The 24,486-nt window shown below is 58.3% G+C and carries 22 protein-coding genes and 2 pseudogenes; 7 read left to right on the top strand and 17 right to left on the bottom strand.

Annotation, left to right across the window (positions count from 1 at the left end; genetic code table 11):
- Nucleotides 1–18: 18 nt before the first annotated feature.
- The 3 genes from AB4P90_RS01230 to coxB all read right to left on the bottom strand — a co-directional run bounded on the left by AB4P90_RS01230 (nucleotide 19) and on the right by coxB (nucleotide 3,475).
- Nucleotides 19–570 carry a cytochrome c oxidase assembly protein gene (locus AB4P90_RS01230; protein WP_003187340.1) on the bottom strand — a complete coding sequence of 184 codons (552 nt, stop codon included), beginning with the start codon at nucleotides 568–570 and terminating at the stop codon, nucleotides 19–21.
- A gap of 135 nt (nucleotides 571–705) precedes the next feature.
- Nucleotides 706–2,289 (bottom strand): cytochrome c oxidase subunit I, encoded by a 1,584-nt coding sequence (gene ctaD / locus AB4P90_RS01225; protein WP_003187339.1) that lies wholly within the window; start codon nucleotides 2,287–2,289, stop codon nucleotides 706–708.
- 58 nt (nucleotides 2,290–2,347) lie between these two features.
- Entirely contained in the window at nucleotides 2,348–3,475 is a 1,128-nt protein-coding gene (coxB, locus tag AB4P90_RS01220; protein ID WP_395605583.1) for a cytochrome c oxidase subunit II, read from the bottom strand.
- A 369-nt stretch (nucleotides 3,476–3,844) separates the two neighbouring features.
- Between coxB and AB4P90_RS01215 the strand changes: the two genes are divergently transcribed.
- Nucleotides 3,845–4,492, top strand: a complete 648-nt coding sequence (locus tag AB4P90_RS01215; RefSeq protein ID WP_395605582.1) for a hypothetical protein — start codon at nucleotides 3,845–3,847, stop codon at nucleotides 4,490–4,492.
- A 67-nt stretch (nucleotides 4,493–4,559) separates the two neighbouring features.
- Here AB4P90_RS01215 and AB4P90_RS01210 read toward each other — a convergent pair whose 3' ends face one another.
- The 6 genes from AB4P90_RS01210 to AB4P90_RS01185 all read right to left on the bottom strand — a co-directional run bounded on the left by AB4P90_RS01210 (nucleotide 4,560) and on the right by AB4P90_RS01185 (nucleotide 12,138).
- Nucleotides 4,560–6,101, bottom strand: a complete 1,542-nt coding sequence (locus tag AB4P90_RS01210) for a SulP family inorganic anion transporter (protein WP_014716321.1) — start codon at nucleotides 6,099–6,101, stop codon at nucleotides 4,560–4,562.
- 85 nt (nucleotides 6,102–6,186) lie between these two features.
- On the bottom strand, nucleotides 6,187–6,918 hold the full coding sequence (locus AB4P90_RS01205; protein ID WP_003187331.1) for a carbonic anhydrase: 732 nt from the start codon (nucleotides 6,916–6,918) through the stop codon (nucleotides 6,187–6,189).
- Nucleotides 6,919–7,146: 228 nt separating this feature from the next.
- Nucleotides 7,147–8,205 carry a PA0069 family radical SAM protein gene (locus AB4P90_RS01200; RefSeq protein ID WP_014716320.1) on the bottom strand — a complete coding sequence of 353 codons (1,059 nt, stop codon included), beginning with the start codon at nucleotides 8,203–8,205 and terminating at the stop codon, nucleotides 7,147–7,149.
- 82 nt (nucleotides 8,206–8,287) lie between these two features.
- Entirely contained in the window at nucleotides 8,288–9,586 is a 1,299-nt protein-coding gene (locus tag AB4P90_RS01195) for a cytochrome c (RefSeq protein ID WP_102665865.1), read from the bottom strand.
- A 12-nt stretch (nucleotides 9,587–9,598) separates the two neighbouring features.
- Nucleotides 9,599–11,383 carry a GMC family oxidoreductase gene (locus AB4P90_RS01190; RefSeq protein WP_395605581.1) on the bottom strand — a complete coding sequence of 595 codons (1,785 nt, stop codon included), beginning with the start codon at nucleotides 11,381–11,383 and terminating at the stop codon, nucleotides 9,599–9,601.
- Nucleotides 11,384–11,385: 2 nt separating this feature from the next.
- Nucleotides 11,386–12,138, bottom strand: coding sequence for a gluconate 2-dehydrogenase subunit 3 family protein (locus tag AB4P90_RS01185; RefSeq protein WP_395605580.1), 753 nt, complete (start codon nucleotides 12,136–12,138; stop codon nucleotides 11,386–11,388).
- Between the two features lie 274 nt (nucleotides 12,139–12,412).
- Between AB4P90_RS01185 and AB4P90_RS01180 the strand changes: the two are divergent.
- Nucleotides 12,413–12,616: pseudogene (locus AB4P90_RS01180) on the top strand (protein tyrosine phosphatase); the annotation flags it as partial.
- A gap of 260 nt (nucleotides 12,617–12,876) precedes the next feature.
- On the opposite strand, the gene AB4P90_RS01175 reads toward AB4P90_RS01180, so the two are convergent.
- The 3 genes from AB4P90_RS01175 to AB4P90_RS01165 all read right to left on the bottom strand — a co-directional run bounded on the left by AB4P90_RS01175 (nucleotide 12,877) and on the right by AB4P90_RS01165 (nucleotide 16,126).
- Nucleotides 12,877–13,206 (bottom strand): hypothetical protein, encoded by a 330-nt coding sequence (locus AB4P90_RS01175; protein WP_395605579.1) that lies wholly within the window; start codon nucleotides 13,204–13,206, stop codon nucleotides 12,877–12,879.
- Between the two features lie 153 nt (nucleotides 13,207–13,359).
- Nucleotides 13,360–14,322: an IS30-like element ISPpu17 family transposase gene (locus tag AB4P90_RS01170; protein ID WP_004577240.1), complete on the bottom strand. Its 963-nt coding sequence runs from the start codon at nucleotides 14,320–14,322 to the stop codon at nucleotides 13,360–13,362.
- 91 nt (nucleotides 14,323–14,413) lie between these two features.
- The gene (locus AB4P90_RS01165; RefSeq protein WP_395605578.1) at nucleotides 14,414–16,126 is read right to left on the bottom strand and encodes a hypothetical protein; all 1,713 of its coding nucleotides are present in this window, start codon (nucleotides 16,124–16,126) and stop codon (nucleotides 14,414–14,416) included.
- 373 nt (nucleotides 16,127–16,499) lie between these two features.
- Between AB4P90_RS01165 and AB4P90_RS01160 the strand changes: the two genes are divergently transcribed.
- Both AB4P90_RS01160 and AB4P90_RS01155 read left to right on the top strand, forming a co-directional pair.
- The gene (locus AB4P90_RS01160; RefSeq protein ID WP_004577240.1) at nucleotides 16,500–17,462 is read left to right on the top strand and encodes an IS30-like element ISPpu17 family transposase; all 963 of its coding nucleotides are present in this window, start codon (nucleotides 16,500–16,502) and stop codon (nucleotides 17,460–17,462) included.
- Between the two features lie 114 nt (nucleotides 17,463–17,576).
- Nucleotides 17,577–18,045 (top strand): annotated as a pseudogene (locus AB4P90_RS01155) (hypothetical protein); the annotation flags it as partial.
- A 199-nt stretch (nucleotides 18,046–18,244) separates the two neighbouring features.
- Here AB4P90_RS01155 and AB4P90_RS01150 read toward each other — a convergent pair.
- Nucleotides 18,245–18,520, bottom strand: a complete 276-nt coding sequence (locus AB4P90_RS01150; RefSeq protein ID WP_020301415.1) for a YheV family putative zinc ribbon protein — start codon at nucleotides 18,518–18,520, stop codon at nucleotides 18,245–18,247.
- Nucleotides 18,517–20,568: an oligopeptidase A gene (gene prlC / locus AB4P90_RS01145; RefSeq protein WP_014716314.1), complete on the bottom strand. Its 2,052-nt coding sequence runs from the start codon at nucleotides 20,566–20,568 to the stop codon at nucleotides 18,517–18,519. Before prlC ends, AB4P90_RS01150 begins: the two co-directional genes overlap by 4 nt.
- Nucleotides 20,569–20,669: 101 nt before the next feature.
- Here prlC and AB4P90_RS01140 point away from each other — a divergent pair, with 101 nt between their 5' ends.
- Together AB4P90_RS01140 and AB4P90_RS01135 are read left to right on the top strand one after the other, a co-directional pair.
- Nucleotides 20,670–21,212, top strand: coding sequence for a gamma carbonic anhydrase family protein (locus tag AB4P90_RS01140; protein WP_003187318.1), 543 nt, complete (start codon nucleotides 20,670–20,672; stop codon nucleotides 21,210–21,212).
- Nucleotides 21,209–21,868 carry an HAD family hydrolase gene (locus tag AB4P90_RS01135; RefSeq protein WP_014716312.1) on the top strand — a complete coding sequence of 220 codons (660 nt, stop codon included), beginning with the start codon at nucleotides 21,209–21,211 and terminating at the stop codon, nucleotides 21,866–21,868. Before AB4P90_RS01140 ends, AB4P90_RS01135 begins: the two co-directional genes overlap by 4 nt.
- Before the next feature lie 95 nt (nucleotides 21,869–21,963).
- On the opposite strand, the gene AB4P90_RS01130 is transcribed toward AB4P90_RS01135, so the two are convergent.
- The gene (locus AB4P90_RS01130; protein WP_072435312.1) at nucleotides 21,964–23,007 is read right to left on the bottom strand and encodes an aminopeptidase; all 1,044 of its coding nucleotides are present in this window, start codon (nucleotides 23,005–23,007) and stop codon (nucleotides 21,964–21,966) included.
- 110 nt (nucleotides 23,008–23,117) lie between these two features.
- Here AB4P90_RS01130 and AB4P90_RS01125 point away from each other — a divergent pair, with 110 nt between their 5' ends.
- A complete protein-coding gene (locus AB4P90_RS01125) occupies nucleotides 23,118–23,540 on the top strand; it encodes a hypothetical protein (RefSeq protein WP_014716310.1) in 423 nt (140 codons plus the stop codon).
- Between the two features lies 1 nt (nucleotide 23,541).
- Here AB4P90_RS01125 and AB4P90_RS01120 read toward each other — a convergent pair whose 3' ends face one another.
- Together AB4P90_RS01120 and AB4P90_RS01115 are read right to left on the bottom strand one after the other, a co-directional pair.
- On the bottom strand, nucleotides 23,542–23,781 hold the full coding sequence (locus AB4P90_RS01120) for a DUF1161 domain-containing protein (RefSeq protein WP_003187312.1): 240 nt from the start codon (nucleotides 23,779–23,781) through the stop codon (nucleotides 23,542–23,544).
- A gap of 212 nt (nucleotides 23,782–23,993) precedes the next feature.
- The gene (locus AB4P90_RS01115; RefSeq protein WP_003187311.1) at nucleotides 23,994–24,425 is read right to left on the bottom strand and encodes an OsmC family protein; all 432 of its coding nucleotides are present in this window, start codon (nucleotides 24,423–24,425) and stop codon (nucleotides 23,994–23,996) included.
- Between the last annotated feature and the right edge of the window lie 61 nt (nucleotides 24,426–24,486).

Genomic DNA, 24,486 nt, shown 5'->3' with positions numbered 1-24,486 from the left:
TGAGGGGGCAAACAGTAGCTAGCCCCCGGTCCTGACGGCCACGGGCGGCTGGCGCGCAGTGATATCGAACAGCGTGTACGCCAGGGTCAAATGCTTCACATCCTTGGGCATCGCGCGGTCGACGATGAAACGTACGGGCATCTCAATCCGCTCACCGGGCTGCAACACTTGCTGGGTGAAGCAGAAGCATTCGGTCTTGTGGAAGTACATCGCCGCTTCGGCCGGGGAAATACTGGGTATCGCCTGGGCTGTCATCGGCTTATCGGTGGGGTTGTAGGCCACGAACAGCATCTCGTTGACTGCACCGGGGTTGACCACAATCTCATCGGCCTTGGAGTGGAATTCCCAGACCATGTCGATGGCGTTGGTGGACAGAAACTGCACCCGCACCTGGCGCGAGGGGTCAACCATTTGCTCACCCTCGTACTGCCCGGCGGTCTTGCCGTTGATGCCGAACGCCTTGCACATCACGTCGTAGATCGGCACCAGGGCGAAGCCAAAGGCGAACATCGCCAGCACCAAGATCAGCAGGCGAGTGACCAGGCGCTTGAGCGGGACGGAGTCAGCCATGGCGCCCACCTGGCTTTGGACTTTCTGTGGGAGCTGGCTTGCCTGCGATGAGGGCCTGAGGGCTGGTAGATTCAGCGCCTGACCTACCGCCATCGCGGGCAAGCCCGCTCCCACAGGGGGAGTATAGGGAGGGCTTCATTTGACCTCCGGCGGCGTGGTGAAGGTGTGATACGGCGCGGGTGAGGGCACGCTCCATTCCAGGCCCTCGGCGCCATCCCACGGCTTGGCCGGCGCAGGCGGGCCGCCACGGATGCACTTGATGACAATGAACAGGAAGAAGATCTGCGTGGCGCCGAACATGAAGGCACCAATGGACGAGACCATATTGAAGTCAGCGAACTGCAGGTTGTAGTCCGGCACTCGGCGCGGCATACCGGCCAGCCCCACAAAGTGCATGGGGAAGAACGCCATGTTCATGCCCACGAAAGACAACCAGAAGTGCAGCTTGCCCAAGGTTTCGTCGTACATATGGCCGGTCCATTTCGGCAGCCAGTAGTAGGCAGAAGCGAAGATCCCGAAGATCGCGCCGGGCACCAGTACGTAATGGAAATGCGCCACCACAAAGTAGGTGTCGTGGTACTGGAAGTCCGCCGGGGCAATCGCCAGCATCAGCCCGGAGAAGCCGCCGATGGTGAACAGGATCACAAAGGCCACCGCAAACAACATCGGCGTCTCGAACGTCAGTGAGCCTTGCCACATGGTGCTGACCCAGTTGAACACCTTCACGCCCGTGGGCACGGCAATCAGCAGGGTGGCGTACATGAAGAACAGCTCACCCACCAGCGGAATGCCCACCACGAACATGTGGTGCGCCCACACGATGAACGACAGGAACGCGATGCTCGCGGTGGCGTAGACCATCGAGGTGTAACCGAACAGCGGCTTGCGCGAGAAGGTGGGGATGATCGAGCTGACGGCGCCAAAGGCCGGCAGGATCATGATGTACACCTCGGGATGCCCGAAGAACCAGAACACGTGCTGGAACAGCACCGGATCACCACCACCGGCCGCACTGAAGAAGCTGGTGCCAAAGTGAATGTCCATCAGCATCATGGTCACGCAGCCCGCCAGTACCGGCATCACCGCGATCAGCAGGAATGCGGTGATCAGCCAGGTCCACACGAACAGCGGCATTTTCATCAGGGTCATGCCCGGCGCACGCAGGTTGAGGATGGTGGCGACCACGTTGATCGCGCCCATGATCGAACTGATGCCCATCAGGTGGATGGCAAAGATAAAGAACGTCACGCTTTCCGGCGCATAGGTGGTGGAGAGCGGGGCGTAGAAGGTCCAGCCGAAATTCGGCCCGCCGCCGGGCGTGAACAAGGTGGACACCAGCAACAGGAACGCCGCCGGCAACAGCCAGAAGCTGAAATTGTTCATGCGCGGCAGGGCCATGTCCGGCGCGCCGATCATCAACGGGATCATCCAGTTGGCCAGGCCGACAAACGCCGGCATCACCGCGCCGAACACCATGATCAACCCGTGCATGGTGGTCATCTGGTTGAAGAACGCCGGCTGCACGATCTGAAGGCCCGGCTGGAACAACTCGGCGCGGATCACCATGGCGAACGAGCCGCCGAGCAGGAACATGGTGAAGGCGAACCACAGGTACATGGTGCCGATGTCTTTGTGGTTGGTGGTCAGCACCCAGCGCATCAAGCCTTTGGCGGGGCCGTGGGCGTGGTCGGCATGACCGTGGTCGATCACAGTGCTCATGGCCGTTCTCCTGCAAGCGAGTGAGCGGGGCGATTCAGGGCATTGGCAATGAAAGTCGTCATTTGCTTTGGGCCTGTTTCAGAGCCAGCACGTCTTTGGGCGTGACCATGTCGCCTTTGTTATTGCCCCAGGCGTTACGCTCATAGGTCACCACAGCGGCGATATCCAATTCAGAGAGCTGCTTGCCGAAGGCTGCCATCGCGGTGCCGGGCTTGCCGTGATACACGATGCTCAGATGGTCTTTGGCCGGCCCGGTGGCGATTTTCGAGCCCTTGAGCGCTGGGAACATCGGTGGCAAGCCTTGGCCCTCGGCCTGGTGACAGGCCACGCAAGTGGTGTGATAGACCTTGTCGCCACGTGCCACCAGTTCGTCCAGTGTCCATTCTTTGGAGGTCAACTCCTTGAGCTTGGCGGCCTCCTCCTTGCGCTCCCCCAGCCAGGTGTCGTAGTCGGCCTTGGACTTGACCTCCACCACGATGGGCATGAAGCCATGGTCCTTGCCACACAGTTCGGCGCACTGGCCACGGTAGATGCCGGGCTTCTCGACGCGGGTCCAGGCCTCGTTGACGAAGCCAGGGATAGCATCGCGCTTGACCGCAAAGGCCGGCACCCACCAGGAGTGGATCACATCGGCAGCGGTCACCAGAAAGCGCACCTTGGCGCCCACCGGCAATACCAGCGGCTGGTCGACTTCCAACAGGTAGTGCTCACCCTTGGTGGCCTGGTTATGGATCTGCTCGGCGGGGGTGGCCAGGTTGCTGAAGAACTCCACATCCTGACCCAGGTATTTGTAGTGCCACTTCCACTGATAGCCGGTGACCTGGATATCGATATCCGACTCACTGCTGTCGTAGATGTTGATCAGGGTCTTGGTGGCCGGAATAGCCATGGCCACCAGGATCAGCAAGGGCACCACGGTCCAGAGGATTTCCACGGTGGTGCTTTCGTGGAACTTGGCCGCTACCTGGCCCGTGGACCGACGGTGCAGGATCATCGACCAGAACATCGCGCCAAACACGACGATGCCGATCACCACACAGATCCAGAAAATGGTCATGTGCAGGTCAAACACAGCGTGGCTGACTTCAGTAGCCCCTGGCGCCATATTCGTAGTCCAGGCGGCGTGCGCCTGGCCGAATACCGACCACAACAGGAGGCCCATCCAAACGTGTGGATGTCGCGTCATTGCGGGTTCCCCTTTATGTTTCTTGTTATCCCGCCGGTTTGCACCTGCGGCGAAGGGAGCGGCTTCCATACTGCTTACAACCGCCAAGCCTTGCCTGCGTCATGCAGTTGGGCGTCATCAGCTAATTGCGTACAAAATCGAGTATAGACAGCCGTAGCAACCCCGCAATGTGTGGGGGCAAATGAATAGAAACAGACAGACGGAGCCCGTAAAATAGGCAGCGGAATCGTTTATCCGACGAACGATGGCATTTCGATATAACCCCTGCCTATAACCATGAAATAATTATGACAAATGCGTCTTAGGCGCTCGTATAAACGAACTAGCTTATCTTCTCCCTTTTCCTACGCCTGCTTCACTGGAGCCCTCATGAACACCGCCGCATTGCGCGAGCAGATTTCCCGTGCCCATCAACACGAAGCCAGCACCGGCCAGCTCGTCAGCCAGCTGAAAAAACAAGTGCCGCACCTGCATTCGTCCATCGCCCTGGCTGACGGTGATCGCAACATGGTCATGACCCGTTTTGTGACCACTTACATCGACCTGGTTCCTGATTTGCTCGACGCCGCCAATGACGTGGCCCGTGAGGCCGGGATTGAAAGCCAGATCAAACCGGTACTGAAAATCGCTGAACATTTCTTCCTGCAGCCGCCAGCGATTCTGGCCGGCCACGACGGCCTTGATGGCCTGCTGGATGAGGCCTACCTGGCGCATCGCCTGGTCGAAGAAGTGAACGATCTGTATATCAAGCATTTTGGCCAACCGTTGATTCCAGCGGATACCACCGTGGCCAACGTGATCGCCCATCAACTGATCGGCGAAGACTTCGCCAACCAGTTGGATGAAGCCGTGCACCTGGCGGTGGATGAGATGCTTAACGAGGAAAGCTTTGCGCTGGAGTCGGTCGAGGCCTATCGCGAGCAGCTCAAGAGCCCGCAGACCGAAGCGTCCTGGAAGCGCTGGCCGTGCCTGTCGCGCCAGCTTGGGGTTGAGCTGTCGCTGGATCAGCCTGCGTAGACTTCAGATCCGATAGGGATCCAATGTGGGAGCCGGGCAAGCCCGGCTCCCACAGTTTTTTGAGGGGTCAGGCAGGCGCTGAGCCGATCCCCACTGTCGTTCGCACCCGACCTTCCAGCCGACGCTTCAACCCACGCGCCTCGATCACCAACGTCGAGCCCTTGGCCGCATTGGCCCGGCCCCATTCTTCCAGCAACTCCAGGCAAGAGTGGTCGATGTAACTCAAGTTGCTCAACGGCACATGCAGGGTGGTCCCCGCAGGCACCGCCGACAACACCTGAGTCAACGCCGGCACCTTCAGAAAGGTCGCCGCCCCCGTCAAACGCAGCTCCATCTCACCTTCCTGGGGCAGGTCAATCAGGCTGACTTTCAGGCGCGAGGCCTTGAAGGCCAACTTGAGCAATGTGAGCCCGAAGCCCACCAGCACGCCGGTCAGCAAATCGGTAAAGATGATTGCCAGCGCGGTGGCCGCATAGGTGAACATCGGCATCCGCCCATAGCGCCCCAGCGCCTTAAACGCCTTGACGTCTACCAGCTTGATCCCGGTGTATACCAGCACACCCGCCAGGCTCGCGACCGGAATGCTCTGCAGCACGCTCGACAGCAAAAGCACGAAACCCAGCAACCACAGGCCATGGAACATCGCCGACAGACGCGTGGTAGCACCAGCCTGGACGTTAGCCGAGCTGCGTACGATCACACCGGTCATTGGCAATGCACCCACCAGGCCGCAGAGCATGTTGCCCACGCCTTGGGCCGACAATTCCTTGTCGAAATCGGAACGTTGACCACTGTGCATACGGTCCACCGCTGCGGCAGACAGCAGGGTTTCGGCACTGGCAATAAACGCCACGGCGAATGCCGCGATCAAAAGCTGTGGATCTGCCAGGTTCAGCAGGTCGCTGGGGCGCAGCCAGTCGATAGCGTCCGCCAGGTTTTCCGGGACTTCCACGCGCTTGACCTGCAACGCCAGCACCAGGCTGGCGACGGTCGCCAGGCCCACGCCAAGCAACGCGCCAGGCACAAACCGCAGTTGTTGCGGGCGGAATTTGTCCCACAGGTACATCACCAACATCGTCGACAGGCCGAGTACGCCAGCCTGCCAGCCGAGACCGCCGCCGAAGGTAGGAATCGCTTCAGCCAGCGCTGCCGGGAAGCCAGCCAGGTTATCCAGCCCTGACGGCTTGGGCGCGCCGTCGAGCATCACATGGATCTGCGACAGCACGATCAACACGCCAATGCCGGCCAACATGCCGTAGACCACAGCCGGCGCGGTGACGCGAAACCAGCAGCCCAGGCGCAAACGCCCGGCCACCAATTGCAGGAAGCCGGCCAGCAACAGGATCGGCCCCAGCATCAGCATGCCGTGCTGGCGCACCAGTTCGAACACCAGTACCGCCAGACCCGCCGCCGGGCCGCTGACTTGCAGCGGCGAGCCGGCCAACCAGCCCACCACCAAGCCGCCGATGATGCCAGTGATCAGGCCTTTGGCCGGCGGCATGCCGGACGCAATCGCGATGCCCATGCACAGTGGCAAGGCGACCAGAAAAACAACCACCGAGGCGAGCAGCTCCCGTGGCAATACAGCTTTCAATTGAGCAGCACGCATGATGACTCTCCCGAGGCATTCGCCGGGCGCGGTAAAGCCTGGCTGCATCCATGGCAGCCACCGCATTACCCGGCAGGGAAGTGTTTTAGAAGCGCGCTTTAGGCGTCGCTGAAGGGATCGGCTCGGTGCCGTTCAGCGGTCGGAACGCCGCTTTGTCCGCATCGTAGGCCCGGATTTCGCTGGTCTCGATGTTGTAGATCCAACCATGGATAAACAAATGACCATTGGCCATGCGCGAAGCCACGGAAGGGTGGGTGCGCAAATGTTGCAGTTGGGCGATAACGTTTTCTTCGGTCAGCACCGCCATGCTCTCGCCTTCGTTGGCGCAGTCGCAGTTGTCATGGACCATTGTCTTGGCGACCTCGGCGTGACGCAACCAGGCCTTGACCGTTGGCATCTTCTCCAGGCTGTCGGGGTTGAGCACCGCACGCATGGCGCCGCAGTCCGAATGCCCGCACACGATGATGTGCTGTACGCCAAGGGCGAGCACCGCGTACTCGATAGCGGTGGAAACACCACCGTTCATCTGGCCGTAAGGCGGCACCACGTTACCGACGTTACGGGTCACGAACAGGTCGCCTGGGGAGCTTTGGGTGATCAGCTCGGGCACGATGCGCGAGTCGGCGCAGGTGATGAACATCGCCCGTGGGCTCTGGGCGGTGGCGAGTTTCTTGAAGAGTTCTTCCTGCTGGGGGAAGACGTCGTGATGGAAATGCAAAAAGCCGTCAACGATATGCTGCAGCGCTGCATCGGCGGATTCCGCCACCTGAGGGGCTGAAGCCGACGCAGCCAACGGCTGTTTATCCTTGTCACTCATGATTCATCCTCTTGATCAATGCAGGGGAGGGTTCAGGTCAGTTCGACGCCATGGCGGTGAAATAGTTGTAAAATAAGCACCGGCCAGGCCGCCGACTCATCAGTCACTCGCTGAACAAGGTAACCGTCGAAACTTAACTCAAACTGAATGAACCGCTCTAGAACGCGGGTTTCAGTGATGTCAAAACGCGACTATTCCTACAGCAAAGGTGCACGTCTCTCCATCAGTCTACAACAAAGCCATCTGCCTGCCCGGTGGGCAAAACACCGTGCAATCGAGGTTGAACCCTTCCCGCCGATTCAGCCCCAGGCGCTTGATTGCCTTGCTGAAACGCTGCGCCAGCAAATCGGCAAACGGCCCCTCACCACGCATGCGCACGCCAAACCGGCTGTCATACACCTCACCCCCGCGCACCTGGCGCACCAGGCTCATCACATGGGCCGCACGCTGGGGGTAATGGGCCGCCAACCACTCCTCGAATAACGGCGCCACCTCCAACGGCAGGCGCAGCATCATATACGCCGCGCTTTGTGCGCCGGCCGCGTGAGCTTCGGTAAGCAGGCTCTCCAGCTCGCTGTCGTTGATCATCGGGATCATTGGCGAGCACAGCACGCCCACCGGGATACCCGCGTCGCGCATTACCCGAATCGCCCGCAGCCGTGCCTTGGGCGCTGCGGTGCGCGGTTCCAGGATGCGCTTGAGCTCATCGTCCAGGCTGGTGAGGCTGATCATCACCGCCACCAGGCGCTGGCGGGCCAACTCGGTCAGCAGGTCGAGGTCGCGCAGGATCAGCGAGCCCTTGGTGATGATCGTCACTGGGTGGCGGTAGCGCAGCAGGACTTGAAGGGTTTGCCGGGTGATCCGGTATTCGCGCTCGATTGGCTGGTACGGATCGGTATTGGAGCCCAGGTTGATCGGCGCACACACGTAGCCCGGCTTCGACAACTGCTGTTCCAGCACATCGGCCGCGTTGCTCTTGGCAATCAATCTGGTTTCAAAGTCCAGCCCGGGCGACATGTCCCAATAGGCATGGCTGGGCCGTGCATAGCAGTAGATGCAACCATGTTCACAACCGCGATACGGATTGATGGACCGATCAAACGGCAAGTCCGGGGAGGTGTTGCGGGTGATGATGGTCTTGGCCGTTTCGATACGCACTTCGGTGCCTTGGGTCGGCGGCACTTCCTGGTACCAACCGTCGTCCTCGGCCACGCTGACGGTGGGTGCAAAGCGATTGTGCAGGTTGGTGGCCGTACCCCGGCCACGGGGCGGCAGCGCAGTAGACATGAAAACGCCTCGATACTGTTTTTATATACAGTATCGAGGCGCGAAGCTTCTGACCAGTGCCGTTGGGCGGCCAGCGAACTTATCAGTGCTTTTGCGTCACCTGCCCCAGGTCATCACCCGAGGTGGTGTGCAGATCGTTTTTGCGCAGATCCGCCACATCGCTCGCCTTGACCGGTGCGCCCTGGTTGCCCCAACTGCCACGGATAAAACTGACCACATCCGCCACTTCCTGGTCCGACAGACGCCAGGCAAACGCCGGCATGGTGAAGGTTGACGGCGCCGCATGGGTGGCCGGCAAAGTGCCGCCGTTCAACACAATGTTGATCAACGACGTGGCATCTGCCGTCTGCAACACCGGGTTGCCCGCCAGCGCCGGGAATACCCGCGTATAGCCATGGCCGTCGGTACGGTGGCAGGCCGCGCAGTTGTCGATGTACACCGACGCACCCGGTTTGCTGTCATCCCCCTTCCACAGCGCTTGCGCTACCTGCTTGTCGTACTGGTGCGGCTGATCCTTGGGATCGACAGCCGGCAGGCTCTTGAGGTAACGGGCGATAGCGGTCAGGTCCTCTTGGGACATGTACTGCATGCTGTGCACGACCACATCACTCATGCCGCCGAACACCGCACTGCGGTCGCTGCGACCGGTCTTGAGGAACTGCACCAACTGCTCCTCGCTCCAGCTGCCGAGGCCGTCCTTGTGGTCGCCGCGCAGGCTTTTGGCAATCCAGCCTTCCAACGGTGCACTGCCAGACAGGAAGGCGCTGCCGTCCGTAGCACTCAGGGCTTTTTCCTGCATGGTCAGAGCACGCGGCGTATGGCAGGCGCCGCAATGTCCGAGACCTTCCACCAGGTAGGCACCGCGATCGATCACCGGGTCGGCAGCGGCTTGCGGCTGATGCGCCTCGACTGCCGGGGCAAACATCCAGCGCCAGGCCGCCAACGGCCAACGCATGCTCAGGGGCCAGGGTATATCGCTGTCCTTGTTTTCCTGGGCGACCGGTTCGACCCCCTTCATGAAGTACGCATACAACGCTTGCATATCGCTGTCGCTGACGCGCGCGTAAGACGGGTAGGGCATCGCCGGGTAAAGCGTACTACCGTTCTTGGCGACGCCATGGCGCACGGCCTTGTCGAAATCCTCGAAGCTGTAGTCGCCCAGGCCGGTCTTGTCCGGGGTGATGTTGGTGGAATAGATCACGCCAATCGGTGTTTCCATCGGCAGGCCGCCAGCGAAGGGCTTGCCACCCTTGGCGGTATGGCAGGCAACACAGTCGCCGGCCCGCGCCAGGTATTCACCCTGTTTGATCAGATCGGTTTCGGCAGCGCTGATCGAGCAGCTGCTGAACAGCGCCAGGGAGGCAATAACGAATGCTTTCATGGTCATCGCTCCTTATGCCTGAACCAGTGGGCCGGGTTTTTTGAGGTACTGCTCGCGAATCGCGCGAGCCGACCAATAGGTCAACGCTGCCACCAGGCCGGTAGGGTTGTAGCCCAAGCCTTGTGGGAAAGCGGAAGCACCAGGGACGAAGACGTTGTGCACATCCCAGCTCTGCAAGTAGCGGTTCAACGCACTGGTTTTCGGGTCGGTACCCATGATCGCGCCACCGTTGAGGTGGGTGGTCTGGTAGGAGGCGGTATTGAAATGCTCACCGACCTTTTTACCCAGCACGGCGATGGCCTTGGGGTTCATGGCCTGGGCCACTTTGCCCATTTTTTCCATCATGAAGCGGTTCATCTTGATGTCGTTTTCTTGCCAGTCGAAGGTCATGCGCAGCAGCGGCAGGCCGTAGGCATCGCGGTAAACCGGGTCCAGATCCAGGTAGTTGCTGCGGTAGGACTGATGGGCACCGTGAGAATCCATTGAGACTTGATGGGTGTAGTAATCGGCGGTGGCGCGCTTCCAGGCACTGCCCCACGCCGGGGTGCCCGGCGGGTTGGACGTACCGGCAATCGGCCGGCTGCCCGCCTGGTTGACCCACATCGGCGACCCCCCCACAAAGCCATGGGGGCCATGGTCAAAGTTGTCGGCGTTGAAGTCGTCGATGGCCACGCCATTGCCGCCCGCGCCGATAAAGTTGTTGGTGTGGGTGTCCTTGTCGAAGAACGCCTTGATGGTGCCCATGTTCTGGTAGGCGAAGTTGCGGCCTACCACACCCTCGTTGGTAATCGGGTCGTAGGGCTTGCCGATGCCCGACAGCAGCATCAGGCGCACGTTATGGAACTGGAATGCGCCAAGAATCACCAGGTCGGCCGGTTGTTCACATTCGCGGCCCTGGGCGTCGATGTAGGTCACGCCGGTGGCTTTCTTCTTGGTGCTGTCGAGGTTGACCTTGAGCACGTGGGAATTGGGCCGCAGCTCGAAGTTGGGCACCTGGCGCAAGGCCGGCAGGATGTTCACGTTCGGCGAGGCTTTGGAATACATGTAGCACACGTAGCCACTGCAAAAACCGCAGAAGTTGCACGGGCCCATCTGCGCACCGTAGGGGTTGGTGTACGGCCCCGACGTGTTGGCCGAAGGCAGGTTGTAAGGTTTGTAACCTACGTCGGTCGCCGCTTTCTGAAACAGCTGGGCGGAGACGGTATTTTTCTGCGCCGCAAGCGGGAACGGGTTGGAGCGATCCGGCGCGTAGGGGTTGCCGCCACGGCCTTCGCCGACCAGTTGGCCCTTGACCGTCCAGGCTTGCCCGGAGGTGCCAAAGACTTTTTCCGCATAATCGAAAAACGGCTCCAGCTCTTCATAGCTGACGCCGAAGTCCTGGATGGTCATGTCCTTGGGAATGAAGTTCTTCCCGTAGCGCTCTTCGTAATGGCTGCGCATGCGCAGCTCAATCGGGTCGACGCGAAAATGCACGCCCGACCAGTGCAGCCCCGCACCACCAACACCGTTACCCGGCAGGAATGCGCCCAACTGGCGATTGGGCAGGGCAACGTCATTCACGCTGTGGCGAATGGTCACCGTTTCTTTGGAGATGTCCTGGAACAGCTTCTTACGCACGCTGTAGGTCAGTTCGTCGATGACCTGGGGATAGTTGCCGTCTGGGTAAGTGTCCTGCATCGGGCCGCGCTCCAGCGCTACCACGTTGAGGCCCGCTTCCGTCAGCTCCTTGGCCATGATCGCGCCCGTCCAGCCGAAGCCCACAATCACTGCATCCACTTTCTTCATGATGGTCGCCACGTTTATGCCCTCTCACCGCGAATGGAAACAGCCGGGAAGGGGTATTGCTCGTTGCGTTCCACCCAATCCATGAAGTCGGCGCGGGCGCCGGGGAAGCCGATCATGGTCCAGCCGACCATGCCTTTATTACCGCCGTGGATAGGGTCGCAGAAGAAGCCTTCCTTGGTGTTTTGCAGCAAAAGGTTGAAGAACATCTTGGGCGGCACGGCATCGAAATGCGCCGCCACTTCGCTGCCGCCAGCCTCCAGACGCCTGAGCATATCGTCTCGGGTAGCGCTGTCTTGCGCAGCAAAAGCTTTACCGTTGAACGCTTTCGACCAGGCATCCGTCGCAGCAATACCCAGGCGATAGATCTCCTTGGGCACCAATTTGCTCTGCCAGCCCATCTCCGGCGCCGCATCGGCATTGAACGGGCCTTGCATGAACCACAGAGCGCCACTGGCGTAAGGGGTGTTCATCTGGCGGTCGATGTATTCCGGCGCGCCAGCCTCCAAGGCACCGGGTCCCTGGGCGTCAGCGGGAATCAAGCGCTCGACGGCGGCGTTGATAAACGCCCATTCCTCGGCCGTGAAATAGCTCGGCTCATAGGCTTTATCGCTCGCCGCAGGTTTGGCCGGCTCGGCCTGGGCCGGTGTCGGAGTGGCCATCAACATCGAACCGCCAAGGCCAGTGCTGGCAACCGTGACCACCGGGATCAAGGTCAAGGATTTGCGTAAAAAGTCACGCCGGGGGTTGTCTTGATCTTGATCAGACATAGGTACACCTCATCATGTGGTCACGGGTTTATCCGCCGCTTCTGGGAGCAGCGTGAAGGCTTTGCGGCTAATTGGATCCAAGCAGATACAGCACAATGGCAAACATTAGTTACAAATGATAGCAGGCTAAGAATTCGGAGACGTCGATTCAGCGAGAAAAACACCGGATCAGATCGGATGAATCACAATTCTTTGACGAAGACCTCACGCGGCATTGACCGTCTTAAGTGAATGTGCGGCCTATCAGCCACTTTCTTATCCGGTCACACTGTCCATGTTCAATACAGGATTACTGCCCATTGTCGGCTTGGCGATCCTGACCCTGTTAAACGCCATTCAAGCCCAGGCAGACGACTCGGCCTCGATCCGCTCACCGCAGTGGGCTCAACCGATGGGTGAACAATACAACTTGCCTCAAATGACGCCCACACTCTATCGAGGCGCGTTACCGGGCAGAAGCACGCTGCCCGTATTGGAAAATACTCAAGACGATTAGGCTAGGCTCGAATAATTTGATATCGAAGAACTACGCGCAGCTTTGGCCAATGGCGACTGCTGCACCAGTGCGTTTGCATTGTGTTCGATAAACGGCTGGCTGAAGCCGGCAGCAAGCGGGAAGGTTAGTATGATTGCTGTGCAACAAGCAAGAACACCGAATTGATAGGTGTGTTTGCGCGTGCACACATCATCAATCAATCGGCGTTCCTGTTTATGAATTACTTTTGACCCTGTGAAAAGTTAAATTTTACCGGGTACGGTTACACCTCCACCTCGACCATTGAATTCAATAATGATCTTGGGTTTATCATCCTTATAAAAATATTCCGAATCTGCGGTCCGCTGTATCTCACTTTGCTTGTCCAACGCCTTCTTACTACGGTCCGGAGAGTCAGGCTGCTCAGGGAACGTTTTTTCGCGTTTTATAACTTCCGCTATTTCGTGGGTCTTTTTAATGTACTGTTCTTTGGGATTCAGGCCGTAGAAGCCCAGTACCACGTCAAGCGGAGCGCTACCCTCTGGGCTTTGCTTGAGTGTCACGCCTCCCTTGGGCGCAACGACTTTGGCCACTTCTACTATCGGGGTGAGCGCTTGGCTGTATTTTTTAAATTCTGTTGCAAATTCCGCGGTGGTATATTCAACCGTCTGTCCAGCCAGCGTGTTAGCACGAATTTTACCCGCAGAGGTGTCATAACTAAAACTGGCAGGATCTATCTCCTGAATTCAACACATAAGTGCAACGCTCACCCCTGTATGCACTTCGTACGGCGTCTTCCAGCCCAAGCGCTTGCGCGGGCGTAGATTGATCCTCGCTACTGTCCGATTGACGGCTTCGACGGTCAGCTTGCTGAAGTCGCTGCCCTTGGGGAAATACTGGCGGAGCAGACCGTTGGTGTTTTCATTGGTGCCACGTTGCCAGGATGAATAGGGGTCTGCAAAAAAGACCTGGCACTGGCTCCGTAGCGCGATGCGTTCATGCCCGGCAAACTCCCTTCCGTTATCCAGCGTCAGCGTGTGAGCGGCATGGCCCTGAAGCATCAGATTGATCGCCCGCGTTACCTGCCGGCGCGTTCTGCGCTTGACCGGATAGGCGCTCAGATAGCCGCTTTTGCGATCAACCAGGGTCACCAGGTTACCGCCCAGTCCATGTACCGTATCGCCCTCCCAGTCCCCCAGGCGCTCGCGGCTTTCGACCTCGGCTGGGCGTTCACTGATTGACACGCGATTACGCAGCTGCCCGCGCCGATCGTGGCTTCCATAGCGTTTCCGGTAGCGCTTTCGGCGATGTCGCAGATAGGTATAAAGCTCACCACCGGCGCGCTGTTCGGCGGCAATGAACCGATAAATCCACTCATGGCTGACCGCCCGGCTTGGCTGCTCCTGCTTCAACCGCTGGGCGATCTGCTCCGGACTCATGCCATGCTTGAGCCACACCGGGAGATGATGGCTGAGCCATGTCGCCGGCTTGCAAAACTTGCGCGCACCCGCTCGACGAGCATCACTTTCATGGGCCGCAGAAACAGCCTTGTAGATATTCTGGGTGCTGTTGCGGCGAACCTCGCGACTGATCGTCGAGGGATGCACGCCGACCCGCTTTGCAATGCTCGCCTGGCTCTCTGCGGCGCTCAAGCCAGCCTCAATCTGGTAACGTTGTCCCTGAGTCAGCTGCCGGTAATGCGTAGTCATCTGCGCTTGAATCCTTCGGTGTGAGAGCCTGGATTCTACCGGTGGCTGGCTCTCTGCCTCTCGTTTCAAGCGTTGCGCTTATTCTATGAATTCAGGTCTTATACTCCGTAGCCCAATCCAATAGCGCTTGAGTTTGGAATGCGCGATCTATCGGGAAAAGCCATGGATATAACTTCGACTGCTCTGGTACCTTGATAGTTATGCCTTCCCCGTACTTATTATCCTCAGTTAGGCGCAGCATTGCATCAGCGGTCGACTCGGCAATTTCGGTTTCAGCCATGGCCCTCACTTCTTTAGGAGAAGCTGGATAAGTACCTACCGGACGACTGAGGTTTTCACGGTATTTAGCCTCCTTTGCCTGCATCGACTGTTTTTGTTCTGAAAGAGCTTGCTGGCTACGCTCCTTGATTTCGGGCTGGCGACCAAACTCCTGCTCGCTCGACAACTTCCGTCCCGCGTCATTAATTTTTTCGATATTTCTTTCGTTAGGGTCCAAGCCGTAGAAGCTCTGTACCAGATCAAGACCGGCTTTGTTGTCCGGACTTTTCCCCAGTATAACCTCTTTCCCAGGTGCAACCACGTTGGCCACCTCAACGATTGGTTCGAGCCCATCGCTATATTTCGGGTACGTCTTGGCGAACTCTTCAGCCGTGAATGTAAGGTATTCTCCATCTGCTGTTTGCACACCAAACAGCTTCATAGAGGGGGAGTATTTTAAGGTACTAAGATTGATATCATAGTTCTCAGCCCAATCCATGAGGATGTTATTATCAAACGCAGCATTTACTTGCTGTAGCCATGGAAAAAGACTGGATTTTGGATGGATATCGATCTGCGGTGTGGGCCCATGCAGTCTCGCGTAATCCATTTTTGCCATCTCGTCCCCTACGGATTTGGCGATGACACTATCAGCATCATACCTTTCAAAGTCAGGTCCTACAAACGGTTCTTCCTCATGTTCTAACTTGCCGATGTAGGCCCGTTCTTTCTGCTCCATGGCATCTCTGTGTTTAGCTACTTCAGCTACACTGGGCATCGCGCCTTCAATAGAGACATTCGGAAAATCATCATGGTGCAGCTTTTTCGCGGTCTCGTGAATTTTATCCAGTGACTTTTCATTAGGATCCAAACCGTAGAAACGTAGAATGAGGTCGAGGCTGGCGCTCTCCGCTGGGTATTTTTTAAGCTCGACCCCCCCTTTTGGGGCAACGACTTTTGCAACATCGACAATTGGGTCAATTGCCTGTTTATAGGCCGGATATTGTGATGAAAATTCACTGGGTGTGAAACTCAGGCCCTTACCCTCTAGCGTCTTCACATGGAAAATATTCGTTGAGGTGTCGTAACGCAGGCTGTCGGGGTCGACTTTATAAGCAACCGCCCAATCACTCAGTATCCGATTGGTGAAGGCGGCAGAGACTTGAAGCTTCCATGGATATAATGTGGATTTCTTGGGCACCACAACTTGTGGTGAGGGGCCGTTAAGGTCGGCCTGTTCAAGTACTAGCATCTTATGCGATGTAGCGGTTGCGAGCAAAGCGTCGCCTTCATGCCTGTCGAACACAGCCTGAAGCGAGTCAATGGACTGGGCAGTATTCAGTGGTGCGCCGTCCTGAACGGCCCCATGTGCTTTTGCCCACTCATCAAAAGCTACTTTAGTCACCGTCGCCTCTTGTTGAAGTTTCTGTCCGGTCGGTGTTTTTTGTAGATAAACGCTGGGGCGAATTTCCTCCTTACTTGGATCAGGGCCTTCCAAATTAAGACGATGTGCCAAGAATTGTTGCCTGAAGTGGTTCTTCGCCATTACTTCTTCTGAAGTATTCCTCTTTTTCCGAGCTGACGGCTGGGTATAACTTTTTTCGACAGCCTCATCCGGCCTCGCTGTGTCGCTACTTGTTACGAACCTCTGTGGAGGTAGAAAAGTCCGGGACTCTGTCACAACGCTCATCTGATTTTTTCCTGTAGGTAACATACACATCAGCATAGAGAATTTATATGCGCTTACTGTGTGAATTTTGCCAAAAAAACGTTCCAACGACTCTTGTAACAACAAATGTACTTAATGCGACTCTATATAAACTCCTGAATTCATAGAATAAGCGCAACGCTTGAAACGAGAGGCAGAGAGCCAGCCACCGGTAGAATCCAGGCTCTCACACCGAAGGATTCAAGCGCAGATGACTACGCATTACCGGCAGCTGACTCAGGGACAACGTTACCAGATTGAGGCTGGCTTGAGCGCCGCAGAGAGCCAGGCGAGCATTGCAAAGCGGGTCGGCGTGCATCCCTCGACGATCAGTCGCGAGGTTCGCCGCAACAGCACCCAGAATATCTACAAGGCTGTTTCTGCGGCCCATGAAAGTGATGCTCGTCGAGCGGGTGCGCGCAAGTTTTGCAAGCCGGCGACATGGCTCAGCCATCATCTCCCGGTGTGGCTCAAGCATGGCATGAGTCCGGAGCAGATCGCCCAGCGGTTGAAGCAGGAGCAGCCAAGCCGGGCGGTCAGCCATGAGTGGATTTATCGGTTCATTGCCGCCGAACAGCGCGCCGGTGGTGAGCTTTATACCTATCTGCGACATCGCCGAAAGCGCTACCGGAAACGCTATGGAAGCCACGATCGGCGCGGGCAGCTGCGTAATCGCGTGTCAATCAGTGAACGCCCAGCCGAGGTCGAAAGCCGCGAGCGCCTGGGGGACTGGGAGGGCGATACGGTACATGGACTGGGCGGTAACCTGGTGACCCTGGTTGATCGCAAAAGCGGCTATCTGAGCGCCTATCCGGTCAAGCGCAGAACGCGCCGGCAGGTAACGCGGGCGATCAATCTGATGCTTCAGGGCCATGCCGCTCACACGCTGACGCTGGATAACGGAAGGGAGTTTGCCGGGCATGAACGCATCGCGCTACGGAGCCAGTGCCAGGTCTTTTTTGCAGACCCCTATTCATCCTGGCAACGTGGCACCAATGAAAACACCAACGGTCTGCTCCGCCAGTATTTCCCCAAGGGCAGCGACTTCAGCAAGCTGACCGTCGAAGCCGTCAATCGGACAGTAGCGAGGATCAATCTACGCCCGCGCAAGCGCTTGGGCTGGAAGACGCCGTACGAAGTGCATACAGGGGTGAGCGTTGCACTTATGTGTTGAATTCAGGACTCTTAGAAATCTTGAAGGTGAACCTGAAGGATACAAATACGGTTATGTTTGTCAGAAGCGAGGACGAACCCTGAACATGCGTGGCTATCCTCGTCAGTTTCACGCCTGAGCCTGGAGCGTTTTCCAGACGAAACCACCATTCTCAACTTCCGCCGTGTGTTGGAAAATCACGAGTTGGCAACCGGAATTCTCGGCATAATTAATGGTTATCTGGGCGACCGTGGCTTTATCGTTGCGCCAAGGCACCATCGTTGATGCCACGCTGATTCACGCGCCCAGTTCGACCAAGAACAAAGATGGCAAACGCGACCCCGAGATGCATCAAACCAAGAAAGGTAACCAGTACTATTTCGGCGCCAAGGTCGAGCATCCGTTTAGAGTAATCAAACGCCAGTTTGGCTATGAAAAAGTGCGCTTTCTGGGCTTGGTCAAGAACACCGCGCAGAGGGTGACGTTGTTTGCCCTGTCAAACCTGTGGATGGCCCGCCGATATTTGTTGGCGAACGCAGGAGAGGTGCGCGTGTATGCAGGACATGGTTACCGCAAAGAGCTTAGCAGCGGCCGAAAGAGCTGAAAAACGAAGAGGATTGAGCAAATTTCGAAATACGTCGTTTTTTTGAAAAGTGCTGAGGACTCGGTAGCCGGAAAACATCCGGCTATTTCAGAGCATCCTAAGCTTAGCCAACAAAGCGGGAGATATGCCTGGGCTGCATACACGTGAAAGAAACCACTACATAGCCCCCCCTGAGACAGTGCCAGAGAGGGCGGATTGATCAATCTTTTTTCAACTTCGGATTTGGAAAGAACTGCACCGCTTGCACCTTAGGATCCGCCGGCGCTTTCAACGCGGTGGTATTGACCCTAGTGCCCAATTCCTTGGGCACCGACAGGCCTTGATCATTCAGCGTATCGGTATACCCGCAGGCCACGCATTCGCGGTGCGGCACGCTGTCTTCGGTCCACATCTTCAACTTGTCCGGCTCGCTGCACGCCGGGCAGACCGCCCCGGCGATAAATTGCTTTTTGGTGATCACAGGCCCTTCACTCATGCTGCTGCGTCCTCACTCAGGCCGCTGTGGCGCAAGAGTGCGTCAATCGACGGCGCGCGTCCGCGGAAGTCGACGAACAGCACCATCGGTGCCTGGGAACCGCCACGCGCCAGGATGGCTTCACGGAAGGCACGCCCGGTCTGGGCGTTGAGCACGCCGTCTTCCTCAAACTTGGAGAACGCATCCGCCGACAGCACTTCGGCCCACTTGTAGCTGTAGTAGCCCGCCGCATAACCGCCGGCGAAGATGTGAGCGAAGCTGTTGGGGAAGCGGTTGTAGGCCGGTGGGCGCATGACCGAGACTTCATCGCGCACGCCTTCAAGCACCTGGGCCACACTGCGACCATCGCCATGGGTGGCGTGCAGTTCAAAGTCGAACAGTGAGAACTCCAGCTGACGCACCATCATCAGGCCGGACTGGAAATTTTTCGCCGCGAGCATTTTCTCCAGCAAGTCCTGGGGCAGGGGCTCGCCGGTTTCGTAGTGGCCGGAGATCAGCGCCAGGCCTTCAGGCTCCCAGCACCAGTTCTCCATGAATTGGCTCGGCAGTTCCACCGCGTCCCACGCCACACCGTTGATACCGGATACGCCGGCATGTTCCACGCGGGTGAGCAGGTGATGCAGGCCATGGCCGAATTCGTGGAACAGGGTGGTGACTTCATCGTGGGTCAGCAGGGCAGGCTTGCCGCTGTCGGCCGGAGTGAAGTTGCACACCAGGTTGGCGACGGGGCTTTGCAGCACGCCATCAACGGTACGGCGGCGGTCACGGGCGCCATCCATCCAGGCACCGCCACGCTTGTTGGCGCGGGCGTACAGGTCGAAGAAGAAACGTCCGACGTGCTCGCCGTTCTCCTTGATCTCGAACAAGCGCACATCCGGGTGCCAGGTGTCGAAGCCTTTAAGCTCGGCGATCTCGATGCCGTACAGGCGCTGCACAATGGCAAACAGGCCGCCCAGCACTTTGTCGATGGGGAAGTAGGCGCGTAGCGCTTCCTGGGACACGCTGTAGCGCTGCTCACGCAGTTTTTCGCCGTAGAAACCGCTGTCCCAGCTTTGCAGATCGGCGCAGCCTTGCTCGGCGGCATAGGCCTTGAGTTGCTGCAGGTCCTGGGCGGCAAACGGCTTGCTGCGCTTGGCCAGGTCACGCAGGAAGCTGAGCACCTGGTCGCTGGACTCGGCCATCTTGGTGGCCAGGCTCAGCTCGGAGAACGACGCATAACCCAGCAATTGGGCCAGTTCCTGACGCAGGTCGAGGATCTGTTCCATCACCGGGCCGTTATCGTTCTGACCGGCATTCGGGCCTTGGTCCGAGGCACGGGTGCAGTAGGCGGCGTACACCTCTTCACGCAGGGCACGGTCCTGGGCGTAGGTCATGACGGCGTAGTAGCTGGGGAATTCCAAGGTGATCAGCCAGCCGTCGAGGCCCTTGGCCTGAGCGGCGGCGGCCATTTGCGCCTTGGCCGAATCGGTCAGGCCGGCGAGGGTGGCTTCATCGGTGACGTGTTTGGTCCAGGCCTGGGTGGCGTCCAGCAACTGGTTGGAGAATTTGCTGCCCAGCTCGGACAACTTGCTCTGTACCTCGGCGTAGCGTTTTTGCTGCTCCGGCGGCAAGTCGATACCCGACAGGCGGAAGTCACGCAGGGAGTGTTCCAGAATGGTTTTTTGTGCCACATCGAAACCGGCAGCTTCCGGGCTGTTGGCCAGGGCTTCGAAGGCCTGGAACAGCTCACGGTTCTGCCCCATTTCGGTGGAGTAAGCGCTCAAGGCCGGCAGGCACGCCTCGTAGGCTTCGCGCAGTTCGGCGCTGTTGCACACGGCATTGAGATGGCTGACCGGGCTCCAGGCCGCGCCGAGGCGATCATTGAGTTCATCCATGGCCAGGACCAGGCCGGCCCACGTCGGATTTTTACCCTGGCTTTGCAGGATCTCTGCGATTGCCACGCGGTTGTCGGCGAGGATCTGTTCGATGGCCGGCTGGACGTGCTCGGCACGGATCGCCGAGAACGGCGGCAGGTCGTAGGACTGCAAAAGCGGGTTGTTCGCGCTCACGGTTGGCACCTTGGCTGAAGAAACATGTAGAACAAAGATGGGGCCATCTTAATTACAATCAACACCCACCGCAGCTATCAGCACAACAGAGAGAGGCTATCGTGACCCTTCGCACCTATCAGAACCACACGCCGACCCTCGGCGCCGGGGCGTTTGTCGATATTTCGGCGGTGGTGATCGGCGATGTCGAAATCGGCACTGACAGCTCGGTTTGGCCGCTGACCGTGATTCGCGGCGACATGCACCGCATCCGCATCGGTGCGCGCACCAGCGTGCAAGACGGCTGCGTGCTGCACATCACCCATGCCGGGCCGTTCAATCCGCAGGGTTACCCGTTGCTGATCGGCGACGATGTGACCATCGCCCATAAGGTCATGCTGCATGGCTGCACCGTAGGTAGCCGCGTCCTGATCGGCATGGGCAGCATCGTGATGGATGGCGCCGTGGTTGAAGACGACGTGATCATCGGTGCCGGCAGCCTGGTGCCGCCAGGCAAGAAACTCGACAGCGGTTTTTTGTATGTGGGCAGCCCGGTTAAGCAGGTTCGCGCATTGACTGACAAAGAGCGCGCCTTTTTCACCTACAGCGCGGCGAACTACGTGAAGCTCAAAGACCTGCACCTGGCCGAAGGATTCGATCAATGACCCTGCATCACCCCACCGTCCTGTTCGACCTGGACGGCACCCTCACCGACCCGCGCGAGGGCATTACCCGTTCGATCCAGTACGCCCTGGCCAAACTGGGCATTGATGAGCCCGACCTGACCAAGCTCGAACACTTCATCGGCCCGCCCTTGTTGCAGGCGTTCATGCAGTTTTACGCCTTCGACGAGGCCAAGGCATGGGAGGCGGTGAATTTCTACCGCGAGCGCTTCAAGGTTACCGGACTGTATGAAAACCGCGTGTTCGACGGGGTCATGCCGTTGTTGGAAGAGTTGAACAGCCAAGGGCGCCAGCTGTACATCGCCACCTCCAAACCGTGGGAATTTGCCCGCGAGATTGCGCGGCATTTCGACTTTGCCAAGCACTTCAAGGTGATCTACGGCAGCGAGTTGGACGGCACGCGTACCAACAAGGTGGAATTGATCGCGCATTTGATGCGTGAGGAACGACTGGACCCGGCCACCACCTTGATGATCGGTGATCGCAAGCATGACCTGATCGGGGCACGCAGTAATGGTCTGGATTCGGTCGCCGTGGGGTATGGGTTTGGTAGTTTTGAAGAGCTGAATGCCGAGGCGCCAACCTGGCATTTCGAGACGTTGGACCAGATGCATCAGGCGTTTTTGCAGCGTCCTTGAGGCCGCTTTCGCAGGCAAGCCAGCTCCCACAGTTGACCGTATTCTCATGTTGAAAATCGGTCAACTGTGGGAGCTGGCTTGCCTGCGATAAGGCCCTAACGGCCAACCCTCTCCAACTGCCTCAACGCCGCCTTACGCTGCTCCACCGGCAGCTCACCCAACTTCTCCACCGCCGCATAAAACCTCACCCAATCCCCGCCTTCCCGCGCAAACAACGCCGCAAACGCCGGCACCCATTGGTCATACAACCCAAACGGCAAAAGCCGCGCGTTATTCATCGGCTGGTTGATCCAGGCGTCATAACGCTTGTCACCACCCCATTGGCTATCGCGCAGGCGCCGGTATTCGCTGCGCAACTGCTCGAATTGCGCCGCTTTGGCCCGGCGCATGGCGTCCGCCGCCAACGGCTGCGCGTACAACGCCTCCAGACGTTTGCGGGTATCGAGAATCAGCCGGATAAATTGATCGCGTTGCTTCAACGCCGCATCGCCGACAGGCGCCAGGCCCCGCGCCGCACGCCATTGTCGGGTGCCTTCCTGCTCGACAAAACTGGCATAGGACTCGTTGAACTCGGTGTCGTCTTTCACGTAGAAGCGCTGGTGGGCCAGCTCATGGAAGATCAGCGTGGCGAGGCGCTCATCGCCCCAGCTCATCATCGAACTCATGATCGGGTCGTTGAACCAGCCCAGGGTGGAATAGGCCTCCACGCCACCAATCGACACATCCATGCCCTGCTGCCGCAACAGCGCCGCCTCGCCCCGCGCAGCGCCTTGGTTGTAGTAGCCGCGATAGGCGACGCAACCGGCGATGGGAAAGCAATGGTTCTGTGGTGACAGAGAAAATTCCTGCGTGGCAAAGACATTCCAGACCACATAGGGCCGGCCGATATCGGCATACAGCCGATAACTTTGGTTGTCAGGCAGATGCAGCTGTTCACTGGCAAAGGTTCGGGCTCTCTGCGATTGAGCCAGATGCTCGCGCAGCACTGGCGGGCGAGCAGGGTCGGCGATGACCTCAGCAACCGGCTCCCGGGCCCGCAACAGCTGCCACTGGCCACTCGCCAACTGGCTGTAATAACTGACACTGGAGCAGCCGCTGAGCAGCACAACCATCAGCCCTGGAAGAAAACGCCTGATCATGCCCTGACTGCTCCTGGATGATGGGTTCGCCAGACTATCGCGCTTGCAGGGGATTTTTCCACGGCATGGCGTGTTTATACTCAAGCCTCTCTTCGTGTTGAGTACCTGCCATGCGCCAGCTTGTGCTTCCCCTCGCCGCTGTGTTCCTCAGCGCTTGCGCCTATACCCCCATCCCCCCTGTGGACCCGCAGCAGGCCTGGGTGGATTTCACCACGCCGACACCGGGTTCCAAGTTGGTGATGGCTCAGCGCCTGGACGGGAAAAACCTCGACGACGGGCGCTTTTTTCAAATGCCTCCCGGCCCTCACGAGCTGATGGTGCGCTTTGACTTTGAAGTGCCCGCCGGCGGCGGCCTGGGTGGCCTCAGCCAGATGATGTATCGCACCTGCTTCATGACGCTGCAGTACGACCACTTTCAGGCCGGCCAGCACTATGTGCTGGAAGGGCGATCACTGGCGTTCACGCCCAACATCCGGCTGTACGACTCAACCCGCCAGCTATTGGCCGAAGAGCGCAGCGTGAACTGCATCTGAATCAGTCGTTGTTCTTTTGATAGATGATGCGCTTGGTGCCGTTTTCGCATGAGCCGACAATCATGGCTTCGTCATGGTTCTTGGCTTCTTCGGCGGTGATGATTTCCAGGGTGTAGGACGGAATCGCCTTGGCCTGGATCTTCACTTCGATTTCTTTCCTGAGCTCTTCACAATCTTTTGGCGCGGCCACGGCCGAAGTGGCCAATACACCGCAGATGATTGCCAAGGCAAAACGTTTCATGTGTGGAGCTCCCTGAATGCGCTGCGCACGAGTGTGCGCCTAGGCTGCATGGGCTATTCGACCACATTTTGCAAACACGAGTTCTGATTTAACGCAGAACTAAAAATGTGAGATCGGGCTTGCTCGCGAATACGCAGTATCAGTCACCGAAGATATCGGCTGATCCACCGCATTCGCGAGCAAGCCCGCTCCCACATAAGATGACTGCTGTGTCAGTTGACCAGCGTGGCATCCAAGGTGATGGTTGCATTCAGCACCTTGGACACCGGGCACCCTTCCTTGGCCTTTTTGCTCAGTTCATCGAACTGCGCCTGGCTCGCGCCTGGAATTTTGGCCTTCAGGATCAGATGCACTGCTGTAATCGCAAAGCCGCCCTCGACCTGGTCCAGGGTCACTTCGGCCTGGGTGTCGATACTGTCAGCCTTGAGCCCGGCGTCGCCAAGAATCATGGAAAACGCCATGGAGAAACAGCCGGCGTGAGCCGCGCCGATCAATTCTTCAGGGTTGGTACCCTTGCCGCCCTCGAAGCGGGCCTTGAAGCCGTAGGGCGCTTCGCGCAGCACGCCGGTTTCGGTGGAAATGGAGCCCAGGCCAGTCTTCAGGTCACCTTCCCAATGCGCGGATGCCTTTTTAACGATACTCATAGCTTTCTCCTCGAACGGTGGTTTTGCGTCGGTAAGGGTTCTGAGGATAGACGCCGCGGCA

The organism is Pseudomonas sp. B16120 (genome assembly GCF_044218845.1).
Classification (GTDB): Bacteria; Pseudomonadota; Gammaproteobacteria; order Pseudomonadales; family Pseudomonadaceae; genus Aquipseudomonas; species Aquipseudomonas paracarnis.
The sequence above is the reverse complement of the archived record's forward strand: the minus strand, read 5'-3'. Positions and strand labels throughout refer to the sequence as shown.